A 16,709-nucleotide genomic window follows, 5' to 3' on the forward strand; every position below is an offset into this window, starting at 1 on the left:
AATCCTGCACGACCCACCAATGTAGAAAGGCGCCCTAAAGGCGCCTTTTTGCTATCTGCAGTTTGTCTACTTCCGCCTTCCAGTACACTTTCACCGCATCATCAATACTGATTGTGTATCGATGTAACTCCCTGCCAGATATGGCAGTTTTGCTCAAGCTAATCCCGTTAGTGCCGATACCTCTGTTTTATAACGCGAGGAAAAAGTATGACGACCATTCAGGCTTCAACCCAACAGATTCAAACCAGCGGCGCGAGTGGAACTTCCAGCAGCAACGATATCGCTACGCAAATCACCCGCATTCTCGACAAGATCAAAAAGCTGACTCAGCAGTTAAAAGAGCTGGCGAACAGCCCCATCAGCACCGATGAGAAGAAGAAGCAGCAGGAACTTATTCAGACCCAGCTCAAAGTGCTGCAGGCACAGCTCGCCGCGCTGCAGCGCCAGCAGGCCGAAGAAGCCCAGAAGAAGCAGGAGCAAAAGCTGGGCAAAGTGGAAGGTGTGAATACCCCTTCAGACAATAATCAGATTGATATTTACATCTAATCTTCTGATGCGTTAAACAGTGGGTCGCGTATGCGGGCTTCGGTTAATCGTTGTGCCTGGATACGCACCACTTCCCAGATAGCCTGCGCCGCCCCTGAGAGTGAGCGATTTTTTCGCCGCACCAGCATCAGCTTTCGCTCAACAACGGGCGTTAATCGCTTGACGGCCAGCCGGCTTCCCTGCGGCAGGGGAAGCGCCAGGGCGGGCAACACGCTGATGCCAATGCCGGCTTCCACCATGGGAAACAGCGTCGCCGGGTGACCAATCTCCTGCACGATCGTTGCCTTTACACCCTGATTCACCAGCGCGGAATCAATCAGCGGACGGCTGCCCGAGGCATAATCCTGTAAAACCAGGTTCGCGCCCGTCAGGGACTGCCAGCTGACCTCCGGCAACGTGGCCAGCGGGTCGTCGTCACGGCAGAGCAGCAAAAAGGGCTCGGAAAGTACGCTTTCGCACGCCAGATCGCTCGCCTGGCCGGGATCGATAACGATACCAAAATCCACATCTCCCTGGCGGATGCTCTCCAGCACCCACTGCTGCGGCCTGTCATGCAGGACAAAATCAATGTCCGGGTAGCGATGACTTCCCTCGGCAATACACTGCGGGATAAGGTGTGCAGAGATCGTCTGACTGGCCGCGACGCGCACGGTCCCCGAAAGCTGCTGCCCCAGCCTCCCCACGTCTCTGAGCGTGCTGTTCAGCTCATCCAGCAATCGTTCAAGACGCAGGGCGAGCTGCTGCCCCGCTTCGGTCAGCACCACTTCACGGGTTGTGCGGTCAAGCAACTTCACCCCGGTCTGATTCTCAAGCTCTTTCACGCTGTGGCTGACCGCCGACTGGCTCAGGCCAATCATCTCCCCTGCCCGGCTAAAGCTGCGGGCGTGAGCGACGGTGACGAAAATACGAAGCTGTCGTAAGGAATAATTCATCTGTTTCATTCATGAATGGATGCAATAAATCAATTTTATTTCTCAAATGGAAAAAAGCACAATAGCGACATCTGTTTTCAGGAGTCATTATGAAACTATTTCGTATTGTTGATCCGTTTACGCTCACCCTGGTGGTTACCGTTTTACTGGCCTCGTTCTTCCCCGCCCGCGGGGGCTTCGTCCCGTTTTTTGAAGGGCTGACGACAGCCGCCATCGCGCTGCTGTTCTTTATGCACGGCGCAAAGCTCTCGCGCGAAGCGATTATTGCCGGCGGTAGCCACTGGCGGCTGCATCTCTGGGTGATGTGCAGCACGTTCATTCTGTTCCCAATCCTCGGAGTGCTGTTTGCCTGGTGGGCGCCGGTAAACGTCGACCCGGCGCTTTACACCGGTTTCCTGTATCTCTGTATTCTGCCGGCTACCGTGCAGTCCGCCATTGCCTTTACCTCTCTCGCCGGAGGAAACGTTGCGGCCGCGGTTTGCTCGGCATCGGCATCCAGCCTGTTAGGGATTTTCGTTTCCCCGCTGCTGGTGGGCCTGCTGATGAACATGCACGGCGCGGAAGGCAATCTCGAGCAGGTTGGAAAAATTTGCCTGCAGCTGCTGCTGCCGTTTGTCCTGGGGCATCTATCCCGTCCATGGACCGGGGCGTTCGTGGCTAAGCACAAGAAATGGATCTCAAAAACCGACCAGTCGTCGATTCTGCTGGTGGTCTATTCCGCCTTCAGTGAAGCGGTTGTGAACGGGATCTGGCATAAGGTGGGCGCAGGTTCGCTGCTGTTTATCGTGGTGGTCAGCATCGTCCTGCTGGCGATTGTGATTGCGGTAAACGTCTTTGTGGCACGCAGGTGCGGCTTCAGCAAAGCGGATGAAATCACCATTGTGTTCTGCGGTTCGAAAAAGAGCCTGGCTAACGGTATCCCGATGGCCAATATTCTATTCCCGACCTCGGTGATTGGGATGATGGTGCTGCCGCTGATGATTTTCCACCAGATCCAGCTGATGGTCTGCGCGGTGCTGGCGCGTCGCTACAAGCGCCAGACCGAAAAGCTGGCGCAGGAAGAGACCCGCGCCGCGAAGGCTTAAGGACGTTTCAGGGGCTGAACCAGCTGGGTCAGCCCCTCGGTTTTGATCAGTAACGTGATAGCCATCAGCTCGCCCAGCCGCCCTGCCGGGAATTCATCCTTACGGGCAAACCACAGCAGATACTCCTCCGGCAAATCAATCAGCCTGCGGCCCTTGTATTTACCGAACGGCATCTCCGTATTGGCTATTTCAACGAGCTGTTCTTTCTCCACGTTACTCTCCTAACAGACGCATCATTTCCGCTTCATCGATAACCGCAATGCCGAGCTCCTGGGCTTTTGCCAGCTTCGAACCCGCCGCTTCCCCGGCGATCACCAGGTCGGTTTTCTTCGACACGCTGCCCGCCACTTTGGCCCCCAGCGCCACCAGGCGCGCTTTCGCATCGTCGCGTGAAAGCTGGCTCAGGCTGCCGGTCAGGACTACCGTTTTACCGGCGAACGGGCTGTCGATCTCTTCGGCGTTAACCACCACCGGCGCGGGCCACCTGATGCCCTCTTCCAGCAGCTTGCCGATAACTTCACGGTTGCTCTCTTCGGCGAAGAAGTTAAAGACGTGCGTGGCGACCACAATGCCTACGTCAGGGACTTTCTGCAGCTCGTCGATGCTTGCCTTTTCCAGCGCCTCCAGCGTACCAAAGTACGCCGCCAGGCCCGCTGCCGTCGCCTCACCCACTTCACGAATGCCCAGCGCGTACAGGAAGCGGGCAAAGGTCGTCTCTTTGGCGGCTTCCAGCGCGTTAACCACATTCTGGGCTGACTTTGGCCCCATGCGATCCAGACCGGTCAGTTTACCTGCCGTCAGCCTGAAGAGATCCGCTGGCGTATGGACATACTCTTTCTCAACCAGCTGATCGATAATCTTGTCGCCCATGCCGTCGACGTCCATCGCCCGACGGGAGACGAAGTGCTTCAGCGATTCTTTACGCTGCGCACCACAGATTAAGCCCCCAGTACAGCGCGCCACCGCTTCACCTTCCACACGCTCAACGTCGGAGCCGCACACCGGGCAGTGGGTCGGGAAGACGATCTCGCGCGTATCGGCAGGACGTTCCGACTCCACGACGTTAACCACCTGCGGGATAACGTCGCCCGCGCGGCGAATCACCACTTTGTCACCAATGCGCAGGCCGAGGCGTTCGATTTCATCGGCGTTATGCAACGTGGCATTACTCACCAGCACGCCCGCAACCTGCACGGGCTCCAGACGGGCTACCGGGGTAATCGCCCCCGTACGGCCAACCTGGAACTCCACATCGCGAACGACGGTCATCTGCTCCTGAGCAGGGAACTTAAACGCCACCGCCCAGCGCGGCGCGCGCGCCACAAAGCCCAGCTGCTCCTGCAGCGCCAGTGAATTCACCTTGATGACAACGCCATCAATATCAAACCCGAGCGTCGGACGGTCCTCTTCCACCTTGTGGTAGAACGCCAGCACCGCTTCCGGCGAGTCGCAGAGCTGAACGCGGTTGCTCACCGGCAGGCCCCACGCTTTAAACTGCAGCAGGCGTCCGAGGTGCGTATCCGGCAGCTCGCCGCCCTCCAGAATACCGACGCCGTAGCAGAAGAAAGTAAGCGGTCGCTTCGCGGTAATACGCGGGTCAAGCTGGCGCAGAGAGCCTGCCGCCGCATTACGCGGGTTAGCAAACACCTTCCCGCCGGTGCGACGCGCCTCGTCGTTAATTTTCTCGAAGCCCGCCTGGGGCAGGAACACCTCGCCGCGCACTTCCAGACGCGCGGGAATGTTGTCACCCTGCAGCTTCAGCGGGATCGCGCGGATGGTACGCACGTTGGTGGTGATGTCTTCGCCCGTCGTACCGTCGCCACGCGTTGCGGCACGCACCAGCACGCCGTTTTCGTAGAGAAGACTGACCGCCAGGCCATCCAGCTTGAGCTCGCAGCACCAGGTGAGGGAGTCGCTGCTTTTCAGACGATCCTGCACGCGCTTGTTAAACGCGAGGAAGCTCTCTTCATCAAATACGTTATCCAGCGACAGCATCGGCACCTCATGGCGCACCTGGCTGAAAGCGCCCAGCGGCTCAGCGCCGACGCGCTGGGTAGGGGAATCAGGCGTGATAAGCTCCGGATGCTGCGCCTCTAATTCGCGCAGTTCGCGCATCAGGCGGTCATATTCCGCATCCGGGACTTCCGGCGCGTCCATAACATGATAGAGGTATTCATGATGGCGAAGCGTGGTTCGCAGTTCAGTGAGTTGTTGTTCGATTGAGTCCATATCACACCATCAATGAGAAAAAACCCCCGACAGGCGGGGGTTGAGGAGGAGTTGAAGTAAACGCGACGATTACGCGTTAGCTTCCTTAACTTCGCGGATGCGGTCCTGATACTCGCGCAGCTTCTGCGGGGTCATCATTCGACGCTGATCGTCGAGCACCACGCCGCCGACTTCGTCAGCGATGTGCTGAGCGGACTGCAGCATCAGCTTAAAGTTTTGCAGTTCGTCGCCGTAAGAAGGCACCTGCATAAAGATAGTGACGCCCGGGGTCACGAAATCACCGGTCATTTCCGGATCAAAGGTGCCAGGGTTAACCATGTTGGCCAGGCTGAACAGCGCCGGACCGCTACCGTCAGGGCTCAGATGGCGATGGAAAATGTTCATATCGCCAAACTTGAATCCTGCCTGTTGAATACTGTTGAGCAGCACGTCACCGTTAAGATGGCTGCCGTGATGCGCGGCCACGTTCATGATGATCACCGCTTCTTTACGCTGCGGTTTTTCAACAACCGGCTCTGGTTCTACAACGGGCTCAGGCTCAACGTGTAGAGCCGGAGCAGGCTGAGGCGCAGGCTGTACGTGAGCAGGCTGCTGCGGTTGTTGTACCGGCTGAGCAGGCTGTTGCTGCACGGGCTGCTGCACCGGTTGCTGTTGAACCGGCTGTGGCGCAGCAGGCTGCTGATAGACAGGCTGTTGCGGCGGCTGGCGCACCGGTTCTTCCACAGGCTGCGGCGCTGGCTGGCGCGGCTGTGCGGAAGCATACGGCGGTTGATACTGGTGCTGCGAAGGACGAGGCGCTTCATGCTCCCCATGGCCTGCGCCGGGCGCAGTATTGACCCGATGAACACGAACTTCACCCACGCCGTCGTCATCGCTGCCGTCGATGTCATCTTCACTGTCATCGTCGTCACGACTGGACTTCATGCGCTTCAGTGGGCGATCGCGAAACATCGAGGAACGCTCTTTACGGCTGGTCCAGAAACCATGTACCAGTAAAGCGATTATGGCGATCGCGCCAACAATGATTAATATCAGACGCAAATCCTGCATCATTATATTCTCTGTTGTTCTAACACCTTGCCACCACGGCAAACATTTACTCACTAAGAGTATTTGCCGTTTACGTCAAGTGCAAGTGTGTGCAGAGCATTCACAGCATAAAGATGAAGGAAATCGTGCTTTTTGCTGGTTTTTCGAACATTTCCGAACTGGTCATTGCTCCGTAAGTGGATAATATAGGCGGGCAATTCCACTGGTTGTGTAAAAAGGAGTACAGCCTGGCTATGGTTTCAACATCTTCTTCTCCCCCGCGAAGCGGCGTCTGGTATTTTTCTCAGGGCTGGAAACTGGTCTCCCTGCCGGGGATTCGACGCTTCGTGATTCTGCCGTTGTTGATCAACATTATTCTGATGGGCGGCGCGTTCTGGTGGCTATTCGCAAAGCTGGAGAGCTGGATCCCGTCGCTGATGAGTTACGTTCCGGACTGGCTGCAGTGGCTTAACTACCTGCTCTGGCCGGTGGCGGTGATCTCTGTGCTGCTGGTGTTTGGGTACTTCTTTTCGACAATTGCCAACTGGATAGCCGCACCGTTTAACGGTCTGCTGGCGGAACAGCTGGAAGCGCGGCTTACCGGTGCGACGCCACCGGACACGGGCGTGCTGGGGATCATGAAAGACCTGCCACGCATCATGAAGCGCGAGTGGCAGAAGTTTGCCTGGTACCTGCCCCGCGCGGTCGTGCTGCTTATCCTCTATTTTGTGCCAGGCATTGGCCAGACGGTGGCGCCGGTGCTGTGGTTCCTGTTCAGCGCCTGGATGCTGGCCATCCAGTACTGCGACTATCCGTTCGATAACCACAAGGTGCCGTTTAAAGAGATGCGCACCGCCCTGCGCAGCCAGAAGGTCGCCAATATGCAGTTTGGTGCGCTGACCAGCCTGTTCACCATGATTCCCTTCCTGAATCTGTTCATCATGCCCGTCGCCGTCTGCGGCGCGACGGCGATGTGGGTCGACTGCTACCGTGCTAAGCACGCGTTATGGAAATAATGCAAAAATGTGTAAAGCAGGGGTGGCTTATGCCGCCCCTTATTCCATACTGATCCCCATTATTTCCTTGCAGTATATAGATATGCGAATTCCTTACTTCCCCCTACCTGCTCAACAGGTATGCTGGGTCGGTATCCCAATTTCATACAGTTAAGGACAGGCCATGAGTAAGATTTATGAAGACAACTCGCTGACTATCGGTCATACGCCCCTGGTTCGACTGAACCGTATCGGTAATGGACGCATTCTGGCGAAGGTCGAATCACGTAACCCGAGCTTCAGCGTAAAATGCCGTATCGGTGCAAACATGATTTGGGATGCTGAAAAACGTGGCGTACTGAAGCCTGGCGTTGAGCTGGTGGAACCGACCAGCGGTAACACCGGTATCGCTCTGGCCTATGTGGCCGCCGCGCGTGGCTACAAGCTGACGCTGACCATGCCAGAAACCATGAGCATTGAGCGTCGTAAGCTGCTCAAAGCGCTGGGCGCGAACCTGGTGCTGACCGAAGGCGCGAAGGGCATGAAGGGCGCCATTCAGAAAGCTGAAGAGATTGTGGCCAGCGATCCGGCGAAATATCTGCTGCTGCAGCAGTTCAGCAACCCGGCTAACCCGGAAATTCACGAGAAGACCACCGGTCCGGAAATCTGGGAAGATACCGACGGCCAGGTTGACGTCTTTATCTCCGGCGTAGGTACCGGCGGTACGCTGACCGGCGTGTCACGCTATATTAAAGGCACAAAGGGTAAAAAAGACCTGATCACCGTTGCCGTTGAGCCAACTGACTCACCGGTTATCACCCAGGCACTGGCGGGTGAAGAGCTTAAGCCAGGCCCACATAAAATTCAGGGTATTGGCGCAGGCTTCATTCCGGGCAACCTGGATCTGAAGCTGATCGATAAAGTGGTGACTATCACTAACGAAGAAGCCATTTCTACCGCGCGTCGCCTGATGGATGAAGAAGGCATTCTGGCGGGTATCTCTTCCGGTGCAGCCGTTGCGGCAGCGCTCAAGCTTCAGGAAGATGAAGCCTTTACCAACAAGAATATTGTGGTTATCCTTCCTTCTTCGGGCGAGCGTTACTTGAGCACCGCACTGTTTGCCGATCTGTTTACCGAAAAAGAACTGCAACAGTAGTGCCAGCATGTTAATAACGCGTAAAAAAGCACCTTTTCAGGTGCTTTTTTGTGGCCTGCTTCAAACTTTTGCCCCTCCTGGCATTGCTTCACCCCGTTGGGTCTGGTATTTAAACCAGCAATTATTTTGATGCGTGAAATTAATCGGTGAATGAAATAGCCTTGCTGAATCGATTTTATGATTTGGTTCAAGTCTTGCTTTCGCTGCATAATGTTTAATGACGATCGAAACGTCAGCGCTAACAATACAGGCTAAAGTTCAGTCGCCAGGCTAGACTTTAGTTCCACAACACTAAACCTATAAGTTGGGGAAATACAATGTTCCAGCAAGAAGTTACCATTACCGCTCCGAACGGTCTGCACACCCGCCCTGCTGCTCAGTTTGTTAAAGAAGCAAAAGGCTTCACTTCTGAAATCACTGTGACTTCCAACGGCAAAAGCGCGAGCGCAAAAAGCCTGTTCAAACTGCAGACTCTGGGCCTGACTCAGGGCACCGTTGTCACCATCTCTGCAGAAGGTGAAGACGAGCAGAAAGCAGTTGAGCATCTGGTAAAACTGATGGCTGAGCTCGAGTAAGTTTCCGGGTTCTTTTAAATATCAGTCACAAGTAAGGTAGGGTTATGATTTCAGGCATTTTAGCATCCCCGGGTATCGCTTTCGGCAAAGCACTGCTGCTGAAAGAAGACGAGATCGTCATCGACCGGAAAAAAATTTCTGCCGACAAGGTTGATCAGGAAGTTGAACGTTTTCTGAGCGGTCGTGCCAAGGCATCTGCGCAACTGGAAGCAATCAAAACTAAAGCTGGCGAAACTTTCGGTGAAGAAAAAGAAGCCATCTTCGAAGGGCACATCATGCTGCTCGAAGATGAGGAGCTGGAGCAGGAAATCATAGCCCTGATTAAAGATAAAGGCATGACGGCCGACGCGGCTGCGCATGAAGTTATCGAAGGTCAGGCAACTGCCCTGGAAGAACTGGATGATGAATACCTGAAAGAGCGTGCGGCTGACGTACGTGACATCGGTAAGCGCCTGCTGCGCAACATCCTGGGTCTGGCCATCATCGATCTGAGCGCGATTCAGGATGAAGTTATCCTGGTTGCCGCTGACCTCACCCCGTCTGAAACCGCACAGCTAAACCTGAAAAAGGTCCTCGGTTTCATCACCGACGCGGGTGGCCGTACCTCGCACACCTCTATCATGGCGCGCTCTCTGGAACTGCCTGCCATCGTGGGTACCGGTAGCGTCACCTCTCAGGTGAAAAACGGCGACTATCTGATTCTGGATGCCGTAAACAATCTGGTTTACGTCAACCCAACCAATGAAGAGATCGATAAACTGCGCGCGGTTCAGGAGCAGGTTGCGACTGAAAAAGCGGAACTCGCTAAGCTGAAAGACCTGCCAGCCATCACCCTGGACGGCCATCAGGTAGAAGTGTGCGCAAACATCGGTACCGTCCGCGACGTTGATGGCGCTGAGCGCAACGGTGCGGAAGGCGTAGGTCTCTATCGTACAGAATTCCTGTTCATGGACCGCGACGCGCTGCCAACGGAAGAAGAGCAGTTTGCTGCCTATAAAGCCGTAGCTGAAGCGTGTGGCTCTCAGGCGGTTATCGTCCGTACCATGGACATCGGCGGCGACAAAGAGCTGCCGTACATGAACTTCCCGAAAGAAGAGAACCCGTTCCTGGGCTGGCGTGCAATCCGTATCGCGATGGATCGTAAAGAGATCCTGCGTGACCAGGTTCGCGCGATCCTGCGTGCCTCTGCTTTCGGTAAACTGCGCATCATGTTCCCGATGATCATCTCTGTTGAAGAAGTGCGTGCACTGAAGAAAGAGATCGAAATCTACAAACAGGAACTGCGCGACGAAGGTAAAGCGTTTGACGAGTCAATCGAGATCGGCGTGATGGTGGAAACACCTGCGGCGGCGACCATTGCGCGTCATTTAGCCAAAGAAGTTGATTTCTTTAGTATCGGCACCAATGATTTAACGCAGTACACCCTGGCAGTTGACCGTGGTAATGATATGATTTCACATCTCTACCAGCCAATGTCACCGTCCGTACTGAACTTGATCAAGCAAGTTATTGATGCTTCTCATGCAGAAGGTAAATGGACTGGCATGTGTGGTGAGCTTGCAGGCGACGAACGTGCTACACTTCTGTTGCTGGGTATGGGTCTGGACGAATTCTCTATGAGCGCCATTTCCATCCCGCGCATTAAGAAGATTATCCGTAACACGAACTTCGAAGATGCGAAGGTGTTAGCAGAGCAGGCTCTTGCTCAACCGACAACGGACGAGTTAATGACGCTGGTTAACAAGTTCATTGAAGAAAAAACAATCTGCTAATCCACGAGATGCGGCCCAAATTACTGCTTAGGAGAAGATCATGGGTTTGTTCGATAAACTGAAATCTCTGGTTTCTGATGATAAGAAAGACTCCGGAACTATTGAGATTGTTGCTCCGCTCTCCGGCGAGATCGTCAACATCGAAGACGTGCCGGATGTAGTGTTTGCTGAGAAAATCGTTGGTGATGGCATTGCTATCAAACCAACTGGCAACAAAATGGTTGCTCCAGTTGACGGCACCATCGGTAAAATTTTTGAAACCAACCATGCGTTCTCTATCGAATCTGATAGCGGTATCGAACTGTTCGTTCACTTCGGTATCGATACCGTTGAACTGAAAGGCGAAGGCTTCAAACGTATCGCGGAAGAAGGCCAGCGTGTTAAAGTTGGCGACCCGGTAATTGAATTCGATCTGCCACTGCTGGAAGAAAAAGCCAAGTCTACCCTGACGCCGGTTGTTATCTCCAACATGGACGAAATCAAAGAACTGATCAAACTGTCTGGCAGCGTCACCGTGGGTGAAACTCCGGTTATCCGCATCAAGAAGTAATTCTTGCCGCACAGAAAAATGGCGCCTTCGGGCGCCATTTTTGTTTATGCCGGTAGGATAAGCTCGTCGTAGCCCTTCGACTGGGTATAGAGCATCACGTCAGTCACCCGATCGCCGGCCATGCGAATGGCATCGGCAACGGTTTTCCCCTCAACAATTCCGCTCACCAGCTCTGAACAGAACAGGTCGCCCGTCCCTTTCAGATCGGTTTCTACGCGCGGATGCGCGCTGACGGTCACGCCTTCATTCGTCACCAGCACCACGTGGATGTTTTCCGGGTCATCGGTCACCGGCGCGCTGGTGATCGCCACCCATTTCAGGCTATCAGAGAGCAGTCCCTGCGCCGCCGCGATGGCGCTTTCCGGCGTACGGCACGGTTTGCCGCTTAACACTTCCAGCTCATAGACGTTTGGCGTAATCCCCTGCGCCAGCGGCAGCAGGTGTTCCCGATACGCCTGCGGGATCTCGGGCTTGACGTACATTCCGCTGTCGATATCGCCGATAACCGGGTCGACCAGCACCAGCAGGTCAGGATGCTGCGCTTTGACTGCCTTCAGCCATTGAGCCAGCAGGACGATCTGGCTGGCGCTGCCCATATAGCCGGTGGTGACCGCTTTAAGCTCGCGCAGGATCTCGCGTTCTTCCAGTGCCTTAAGATAGCCGCTGAACCACTCGTCGGGGATCACCCCACCATAAAACGTGTCGTAATGCGGCGTGTTGCTAAACAGAACCGTCGGCACGGCGGTAACGTTCAGCCTGTGGGTACGAATATTCGGTACCGCAATGCTGTTCCCCACGCTGCCGTAAACCACCTGCGACTGCACGGCGACAATGTCGGTTTGCTGCGCCCGGGTGTTATCCCGGAATAGAATCATCTCCATGACGCTTAAATCCCCGCCCCCTGCGAATAACTCTCTTCACCAAAGACGCCGGTAGACAGATAGCGATCGCCGCGATCGCAAATAATCGCCACCACTACCGCCCCCGGGTTTGCCTGCGCTACCCGAATCGCACCCGCTACCGCGCCGCCCGAGCTGACGCCGCAGAAGATACCTTCGCGCACGGCCAGCTCACGCATGGTATTTTCCGCCTCGCGCTGGTGAAGATCCAGCACCAGGTCCACCAGCTGCGCATTAAAGATGCCGGGCATATACTCCGCCGGCCAGCGGCGAATCCCCGGAATGCTGCTCCCCTCTTCCGGCTGGAGGCCAACGATGGTGACGGCTTTTTCCTGCTCGCGCAGAAAACGCGATACCCCGGTAATGGTACCGGTGGTGCCCATGCTGGAGACAAAATGGGTGATACGCCCGTCGGTTTGCTGCCAGATTTCCGGGCCGGTGGTGGTGTAGTGCGCGTACGGGTTGTCCGGATTGTTGAACTGATCCAGCAGTTTACCTTCACCGCGTCCGGCCATCTCCAGCGCTAAGTCGCGCGCGCCTTCCATTCCCTGCTCTTTGGTCACCAGAATCAGCTCGGCCCCGTAGGCACGCATCGCGGCGCGGCGCTCCTGGCTCATGTTGTCCGGCATCAACAGCTTCATGCGGTAGCCTTTCAGCGCGGCGATCATCGCCAGGGCGATACCGGTGTTGCCGCTGGTGGCCTCAATCAGCACGTCGCCTGGCTTAATTTCTCCGCGTTTTTCGGCCTGGACAATCATCGACAGCGCCGCGCGGTCTTTCACCGACCCCGCCGGGTTATTGCCTTCCAGTTTGACCCAGATTTCACTGCCGTTGTCCGGACCCATGCGCTGAAGCTTGACCAGAGGAGTGTTACCGATGGTGTGTTCTAATGTATTCATGATCGCTGTCCAATAAAAAGCCCGGTGGCGCTTAGCTTACCGGGCCTACAGACGTCATATTGTAGGCCGGGTAAGCGCAGCGCCACCCGGCAAAACTACGTAATCCTAACCTATCAGGCTGACTCCGCCAGAGCAATATCCTCGCGCGTCTCGATGCGCTCCTTCCCGTGATAAATACGGGCGTGCTGCAAACCAACAAACAGGCGCTCACCCCGGTGCGGCGGCACGTCGTCGCGCATGACCACGGTCAGCGGCTCGGTATACCAGCCCAGCGGCTGTACCACCAATTGGGTGTAGTGACCTTTAGGGCTAGCTTCCAGCACCTGCACCGGCAGCGGTGAATCCAGGCTGGTTCGGCGGCTCACGTCCACTTCCCACGGACGCAGGAACAGATCGACCGGCCCCTGATGCGCGGAGGTATAGCCCAGCGGCCAGCGATGCGCGCCAACGTGGAACTGTCCGCCGCGAATAGTGCCCTGCAGACGGTTTACCTCGCCCATAAACTCCAGCACGAAGCGGGTCGCCGGTTCACGCCAGAGCTGCTCCGGCTCGTCAACCTGCTCAATGTTGCCCTGGCTCATGACGACGACACGGTCCGCGACTTCCATCGCCTCTTCCTGATCGTGGGTCACGAAGACGCTGGTGAACTTCAGCTCTTCATGCAGCTGGCGCAGCCAGCGGCGCAGCTCTTTACGCACCTGCGCATCCAGCGCGCCGAAGGGTTCATCCAGCAGCAGAATTTGCGGCTCAACGGCCAGCGCGCGCGCCAGCGCCACGCGCTGTTTCTGTCCGCCGGACAGCTGGGCCGGGAAACGATCCGCCAGGTGAGCCAGCTGCACCATCTCCAGCAGTTTGGTCACTTTCGACTTAATGGTTGCCGCATCCGGGCGTTCGCGACGCGGCAGCACGGTCAGGCCAAACGCGATGTTGTCGAACACGGTCATGTGGCGGAACAGCGCGTAGTGCTGGAACACAAAGCCTACTTTACGATCGCGGGCGTGCAGGCGGCTCACGTCGGTGCCGTGGAAGCGGATGTGCCCGCTGGTCTGATGCTCAAGCCCGGCGATAATACGCAGCAGCGTGGTTTTGCCCGAGCCGGACGGCCCCAGCAGCGCCACCATTTGTCCGGAAGGGATATCCAGCGAGATATCATTCAGCACCTGGGTGCGACCAAAAGACTTCTTAATATTGGCAATCTCAATGCTCATGATTTCCCTCCTGATGCTGACGTTTTTCCTGATTTTCTAAACGCCACTGCACCACACTCTTCAAAAACAGGGTCAAGATGGCCATCAGCGTCAGCAACGCTGCGGCAGTAAACGAGCCGATGGTGTTGTAGTCCTGCTGCAGCAGCTCAATCTGGAGCGGCAGCGACAGGGTTTCACCCCGGATGGAGCCGGAGACGACGGAAACGGCACCGAACTCACCAATCGCGCGGGCGTTGGTCAGCACCACGCCGTAAAGCAGCGCCCAGCGGATATTTGGCAGCGTCACGCGACGGAACATCTGCCAGCCAGACGCGCCCAGCAGCACCGCCGCTTCGTCTTCGTTGCTCCCCTGGCTTAACATCACCGGCACCAGCTCACGCACCACAAACGGACAGGTCACGAAGATGGTGACCAGCACCATGCCCGGCCAGGCGAACATGATCTGCAGGTTATGCTCGTCCAGCCAGCCGCCCAACGGGCCGTTGGAGCCGTAAAAGAGCAGGTACACCAGACCCGCCACCACCGGCGATACGGCGAAAGGAATGTCCAGCAGGGTCAGCAGCAGCTGACGTCCCGGGAAGTTAAAGCGGGTTACCAGCCAGGCCAGCAGGGTCCCGAACACGAGGTTCACCGGCACGGTGATCAGCGCAATCAGCACGGTCAGCCAGATGGCATGCAGCATATCCGGGTTCGCCAGGTTTTCCAGCGCGGGCATCAGGCCCTTGCTGAATGCCTGAACGAAGATATAAACCGTCGGCACGACGAGAATGAGGGCGGAAACCAGCACGCCCGCCCCAATCAGAAACCATTTACCCCAGTTAATGCGGGGTGCATCGTATCGCTTCAATTGCGTAACTTCCGCCATCAGTGACCTACCACACGTCGACCAAAGCGACTTTGCAGAGTGTTAATCGAGTACAGCAGCAGCAGCGAGGCTGCCAGGATCACCGAGGCAATCGCGCTCGCCGCCGGATAATCAAACTCCTGCAAACGGATGAAAATCATCAGCGAGGTGACTTCTGTTTTCCAGGCGATGTTCCCGGCGATAAAAATCACCGCGCCAAACTCACCGAGGCTGCGGGTAAACGACAGCGCGACGCCCGCCATCAGCGCCGGAGAGAGCTCCGGCAGAACCACCTTGCGGAAGCTCTGCCAGCGCGTGGCACCCAGCGTTTCCGCCGCTTCTTCGTATTCCGGACCCAACTCTTCCAGCACCGGCTGCACGGTACGGACCACAAACGGGATGCTGGTAAAGGCCATCGCCACCGCGATACCGAGCCAGGTGTAGGTCACTTTGATGTCAAATTTCGCCAGCCACTCGCCGTACAGCCCGTTCACGGAGAAGAGCGACGCGAGGGTTAAGCCCGCCACTGCCGTCGGCAGCGCAAACGGCAGATCCATCAGGGCGTCAAGCAGCGTGCGGCCCGGGAAGCGATAGCGGGTTAAGATCCACGCCATCAGCAGGCCAAACACGCCGTTAAAAATGGAGGCGACAAACGCCGACAGCAGCGTCACCTTATAGGCCGCCACCACCTGCGGGTTGGTGACCACGTCCCAGTACTGCGCCCAGCTCATCTGAGCAAGCTGCATCACCAGCGCGCTGAGCGGCAACAGCAGGATCAGGCAGACGAACAGCAGGCTGGTCCCGAGGCTTAAGGTAAAGCCCGGCAGCACGCGTTTTGTCGAAACTGCAAACATTACTTATGCCCCGCCGCCAGCAGTTTGTCTAACTCACCGCCGCTGGCAAAATGCGTTTTCATCACATCAGGCCAGGAGCCGAAATGATCTTCCACGCGGAACAAATCGGTCTGCGGGAACTTATCTTTCAGCTTGTTCATTACGTCCGGGTTATTCACGCGGTAGTAGTAATCGGTAATGATGGTCTGCGCCTGCGGGCTGTACAGGTAGTTGAGATAGGCTTTTGCCGCTTTCTCGGTACCGTTTGCCTGCACGTTTTTATCCACCCACGCCACCGGGAACTCGGCCAGGATGTTGGTTTTCGGGATAACGACCTCGAAGCCCTGCGCTTCGTACTGTTTGCGGATGTTATTCACTTCCGATTCAAAGCTGATCAGAACATCGCCGAGACCGCGTTCCGCGAAGGTCGTTGTCGCCCCGCGGCCGCCGGTATCAAACACTTCGACGTTTTTCAGGAACTGGGTCATGAACTGCTCGGTTTTGGCTTTATCGTTACCGTCAGCCTTGTCCGCCGCGCCCCACGCGGCTAAATAGGTATAACGCGCGTTACCGGAAGTTTTTGGATTCGGGAAAATCAGCTTCACGTCGGAACGCACCAGGTCGCTCCAGTCGTGGATATTCTTCGGGTTACCCTTACGCACCAGGAAGCCCATGGTGGAATAGAACGGGGAGCTATTGTTCGGCAGTCGGCTCTGCCAGTCTGCCGGGATCAGCTTGCCTTTGTCGTGCAGGATCTGCACGTCAGTCACCTGGTTGTAGGTCACCACATCCGCTTTCAGGCCCTGCAAAATCGCCAGCGCCTGCTTGGACGACCCGGCGTGGGACTGCTTGATGGTCAGCTTGTCGCCGTTATTATCTTTCGCCCACTGCTGTTCAAACGGTGGATTAAGGGCGGCAAACAGCTCGCGGGAGACGTCATACGAACTGTTTAACAGTTCAGTCGCCTGCGCCTGTGCCACCAGCAGTAAACCTGCCAGCGCCAGAGTTCCTTTTTTCAGTACAGTAACGGCCATTGCGCACCCTTATAAATGTGATGACTATCTTATAGTCATAATATTTATAACGGGGATGAAAGGAGTAACGGTTTTATATACCGTTTGGTGATTTAGAAGCAGAAAAGGGAATAAGGGGGAGGC

Annotated in this window: 17 protein-coding genes; 7 read left to right on the forward strand and 10 right to left on the reverse strand. The window is 56.1% G+C overall.

What is annotated here, in order from left to right:
- Positions 1–207 precede the first annotated feature (207 nt).
- The gene (locus IM317_RS19145) at positions 208–546 is read left to right on the forward strand and encodes a FlxA-like family protein (protein WP_033146146.1); all 339 of its coding nucleotides are present in this window, start codon (positions 208–210) and stop codon (positions 544–546) included.
- On the opposite strand, the gene IM317_RS19150 is transcribed toward IM317_RS19145, so the two are convergent.
- A complete protein-coding gene (locus IM317_RS19150) occupies positions 543–1,478 on the reverse strand; it encodes a LysR family transcriptional regulator (RefSeq protein WP_033146568.1) in 936 nt (311 codons plus the stop codon). The two genes, IM317_RS19145 and IM317_RS19150, sit on opposite strands and share 4 nt — an antisense overlap.
- 89 nt (positions 1,479–1,567) lie before the next feature.
- Here IM317_RS19150 and IM317_RS19155 point away from each other — a divergent pair, with 89 nt between their 5' ends.
- Positions 1,568–2,563: a bile acid:sodium symporter family protein gene (locus IM317_RS19155; protein ID WP_033146147.1), complete on the forward strand. Its 996-nt coding sequence runs from the start codon at positions 1,568–1,570 to the stop codon at positions 2,561–2,563.
- On the opposite strand, the gene IM317_RS19160 is transcribed toward IM317_RS19155, so the two are convergent.
- The 3 genes from IM317_RS19160 to zipA form a co-directional block, all read right to left on the reverse strand.
- Positions 2,560–2,775 carry a DUF3820 family protein gene (locus IM317_RS19160; protein WP_003861328.1) on the reverse strand — a complete coding sequence of 72 codons (216 nt, stop codon included), beginning with the start codon at positions 2,773–2,775 and terminating at the stop codon, positions 2,560–2,562. The genes IM317_RS19155 and IM317_RS19160 overlap by 4 nt on opposite strands.
- A gap of 1 nt (position 2,776) precedes the next feature.
- Positions 2,777–4,792 carry an NAD-dependent DNA ligase LigA gene (ligA, locus tag IM317_RS19165; protein ID WP_033146148.1) on the reverse strand — a complete coding sequence of 672 codons (2,016 nt, stop codon included), beginning with the start codon at positions 4,790–4,792 and terminating at the stop codon, positions 2,777–2,779.
- Between the two features lie 69 nt (positions 4,793–4,861).
- Complete coding sequence (zipA, locus tag IM317_RS19170) at positions 4,862–5,845, reverse strand: cell division protein ZipA (protein WP_033146149.1); 984 nt, start codon at positions 5,843–5,845, stop codon at positions 4,862–4,864.
- 230 nt (positions 5,846–6,075) lie between these two features.
- Between zipA and cysZ the strand changes: the two genes are divergently transcribed.
- The 5 genes from cysZ to crr all read left to right on the forward strand — a co-directional run bounded on the left by cysZ (position 6,076) and on the right by crr (position 10,869).
- Positions 6,076–6,837 carry a sulfate transporter CysZ gene (gene cysZ, locus IM317_RS19175; RefSeq protein WP_033146150.1) on the forward strand — a complete coding sequence of 254 codons (762 nt, stop codon included), beginning with the start codon at positions 6,076–6,078 and terminating at the stop codon, positions 6,835–6,837.
- Positions 6,838–7,000: 163 nt separating this feature from the next.
- The gene (gene cysK / locus IM317_RS19180; RefSeq protein WP_014884739.1) at positions 7,001–7,972 is read left to right on the forward strand and encodes a cysteine synthase A; all 972 of its coding nucleotides are present in this window, start codon (positions 7,001–7,003) and stop codon (positions 7,970–7,972) included.
- A 317-nt stretch (positions 7,973–8,289) separates the two neighbouring features.
- The gene (gene ptsH, locus IM317_RS19185; RefSeq protein ID WP_000487600.1) at positions 8,290–8,547 is read left to right on the forward strand and encodes a phosphocarrier protein Hpr; all 258 of its coding nucleotides are present in this window, start codon (positions 8,290–8,292) and stop codon (positions 8,545–8,547) included.
- A 44-nt stretch (positions 8,548–8,591) separates the two neighbouring features.
- Entirely contained in the window at positions 8,592–10,319 is a 1,728-nt protein-coding gene (gene ptsI / locus IM317_RS19190) for a phosphoenolpyruvate-protein phosphotransferase PtsI (protein WP_023332954.1), read from the forward strand.
- Positions 10,320–10,359: 40 nt separating this feature from the next.
- Complete coding sequence (gene crr, locus IM317_RS19195) at positions 10,360–10,869, forward strand: PTS glucose transporter subunit IIA (protein ID WP_003861316.1); 510 nt, start codon at positions 10,360–10,362, stop codon at positions 10,867–10,869.
- Between the two features lie 44 nt (positions 10,870–10,913).
- On the opposite strand, the gene pdxK is transcribed toward crr, so the two are convergent.
- The 6 genes from pdxK to IM317_RS19225 all read right to left on the reverse strand — a co-directional run bounded on the left by pdxK (position 10,914) and on the right by IM317_RS19225 (position 16,586).
- Entirely contained in the window at positions 10,914–11,750 is an 837-nt protein-coding gene (pdxK, locus tag IM317_RS19200) for a pyridoxine/pyridoxal/pyridoxamine kinase (protein WP_033146151.1), read from the reverse strand.
- A 5-nt stretch (positions 11,751–11,755) separates the two neighbouring features.
- Complete coding sequence (gene cysM, locus IM317_RS19205) at positions 11,756–12,667, reverse strand: cysteine synthase CysM (RefSeq protein WP_033146152.1); 912 nt, start codon at positions 12,665–12,667, stop codon at positions 11,756–11,758.
- A 113-nt stretch (positions 12,668–12,780) separates the two neighbouring features.
- Positions 12,781–13,875 (reverse strand): sulfate/thiosulfate ABC transporter ATP-binding protein CysA, encoded by a 1,095-nt coding sequence (cysA, locus tag IM317_RS19210; RefSeq protein ID WP_033146153.1) that lies wholly within the window; start codon positions 13,873–13,875, stop codon positions 12,781–12,783.
- Positions 13,865–14,740: a sulfate/thiosulfate ABC transporter permease CysW gene (cysW, locus tag IM317_RS19215; RefSeq protein ID WP_023308733.1), complete on the reverse strand. Its 876-nt coding sequence runs from the start codon at positions 14,738–14,740 to the stop codon at positions 13,865–13,867. The genes cysA and cysW overlap by 11 nt, the downstream gene beginning before the upstream one ends.
- Positions 14,740–15,573, reverse strand: coding sequence for a sulfate/thiosulfate ABC transporter permease CysT (gene cysT, locus IM317_RS19220; RefSeq protein WP_004123378.1), 834 nt, complete (start codon positions 15,571–15,573; stop codon positions 14,740–14,742). The genes cysW and cysT overlap by 1 nt, the downstream gene beginning before the upstream one ends.
- A complete protein-coding gene (locus IM317_RS19225; protein ID WP_023308734.1) occupies positions 15,573–16,586 on the reverse strand; it encodes a sulfate ABC transporter substrate-binding protein in 1,014 nt (337 codons plus the stop codon). The genes cysT and IM317_RS19225 overlap by 1 nt, the downstream gene beginning before the upstream one ends.
- Positions 16,587–16,709: the final 123 nt, after the last annotated feature.

Source organism: Enterobacter cloacae complex sp. S3 (assembly GCF_014930495.1).
GTDB lineage: Bacteria > Pseudomonadota > Gammaproteobacteria > Enterobacterales > Enterobacteriaceae > Enterobacter > Enterobacter asburiae_B.

What these genes read in the sequence shown, in the direction of transcription:
- cysK (WP_014884739.1), top strand. Translation starts at nt 7,001, where the DNA reads ATGAGTAAGATTTATGAAGACAACTCGCTGACTATCGGTCATACGCCC.
- ptsH (WP_000487600.1), top strand. Translation starts at nt 8,290, where the DNA reads ATGTTCCAGCAAGAAGTTACCATTACCGCTCCGAACGGTCTGCACACC.
- IM317_RS19150 (WP_033146568.1), bottom strand. Translation starts at nt 1,478, where the DNA reads ATGAATTATTCCTTACGACAGCTTCGTATTTTCGTCACCGTCGCTCAC.
- cysZ (WP_033146150.1), top strand. Translation starts at nt 6,076, where the DNA reads ATGGTTTCAACATCTTCTTCTCCCCCGCGAAGCGGCGTCTGGTATTTT.
- IM317_RS19155 (WP_033146147.1), top strand. Translation starts at nt 1,568, where the DNA reads ATGAAACTATTTCGTATTGTTGATCCGTTTACGCTCACCCTGGTGGTT.
- cysW (WP_023308733.1), bottom strand. Translation starts at nt 14,740, where the DNA reads ATGGCGGAAGTTACGCAATTGAAGCGATACGATGCACCCCGCATTAAC.
- crr (WP_003861316.1), top strand. Translation starts at nt 10,360, where the DNA reads ATGGGTTTGTTCGATAAACTGAAATCTCTGGTTTCTGATGATAAGAAA.
- pdxK (WP_033146151.1), bottom strand. Translation starts at nt 11,750, where the DNA reads ATGGAGATGATTCTATTCCGGGATAACACCCGGGCGCAGCAAACCGAC.
- IM317_RS19145 (WP_033146146.1), top strand. Translation starts at nt 208, where the DNA reads ATGACGACCATTCAGGCTTCAACCCAACAGATTCAAACCAGCGGCGCG.
- cysM (WP_033146152.1), bottom strand. Translation starts at nt 12,667, where the DNA reads ATGAATACATTAGAACACACCATCGGTAACACTCCTCTGGTCAAGCTT.
- ptsI (WP_023332954.1), top strand. Translation starts at nt 8,592, where the DNA reads ATGATTTCAGGCATTTTAGCATCCCCGGGTATCGCTTTCGGCAAAGCA.
- IM317_RS19225 (WP_023308734.1), bottom strand. Translation starts at nt 16,586, where the DNA reads ATGGCCGTTACTGTACTGAAAAAAGGAACTCTGGCGCTGGCAGGTTTA.
- cysT (WP_004123378.1), bottom strand. Translation starts at nt 15,573, where the DNA reads ATGTTTGCAGTTTCGACAAAACGCGTGCTGCCGGGCTTTACCTTAAGC.
- zipA (WP_033146149.1), bottom strand. Translation starts at nt 5,845, where the DNA reads ATGATGCAGGATTTGCGTCTGATATTAATCATTGTTGGCGCGATCGCC.
- cysA (WP_033146153.1), bottom strand. Translation starts at nt 13,875, where the DNA reads ATGAGCATTGAGATTGCCAATATTAAGAAGTCTTTTGGTCGCACCCAG.
- ligA (WP_033146148.1), bottom strand. Translation starts at nt 4,792, where the DNA reads ATGGACTCAATCGAACAACAACTCACTGAACTGCGAACCACGCTTCGC.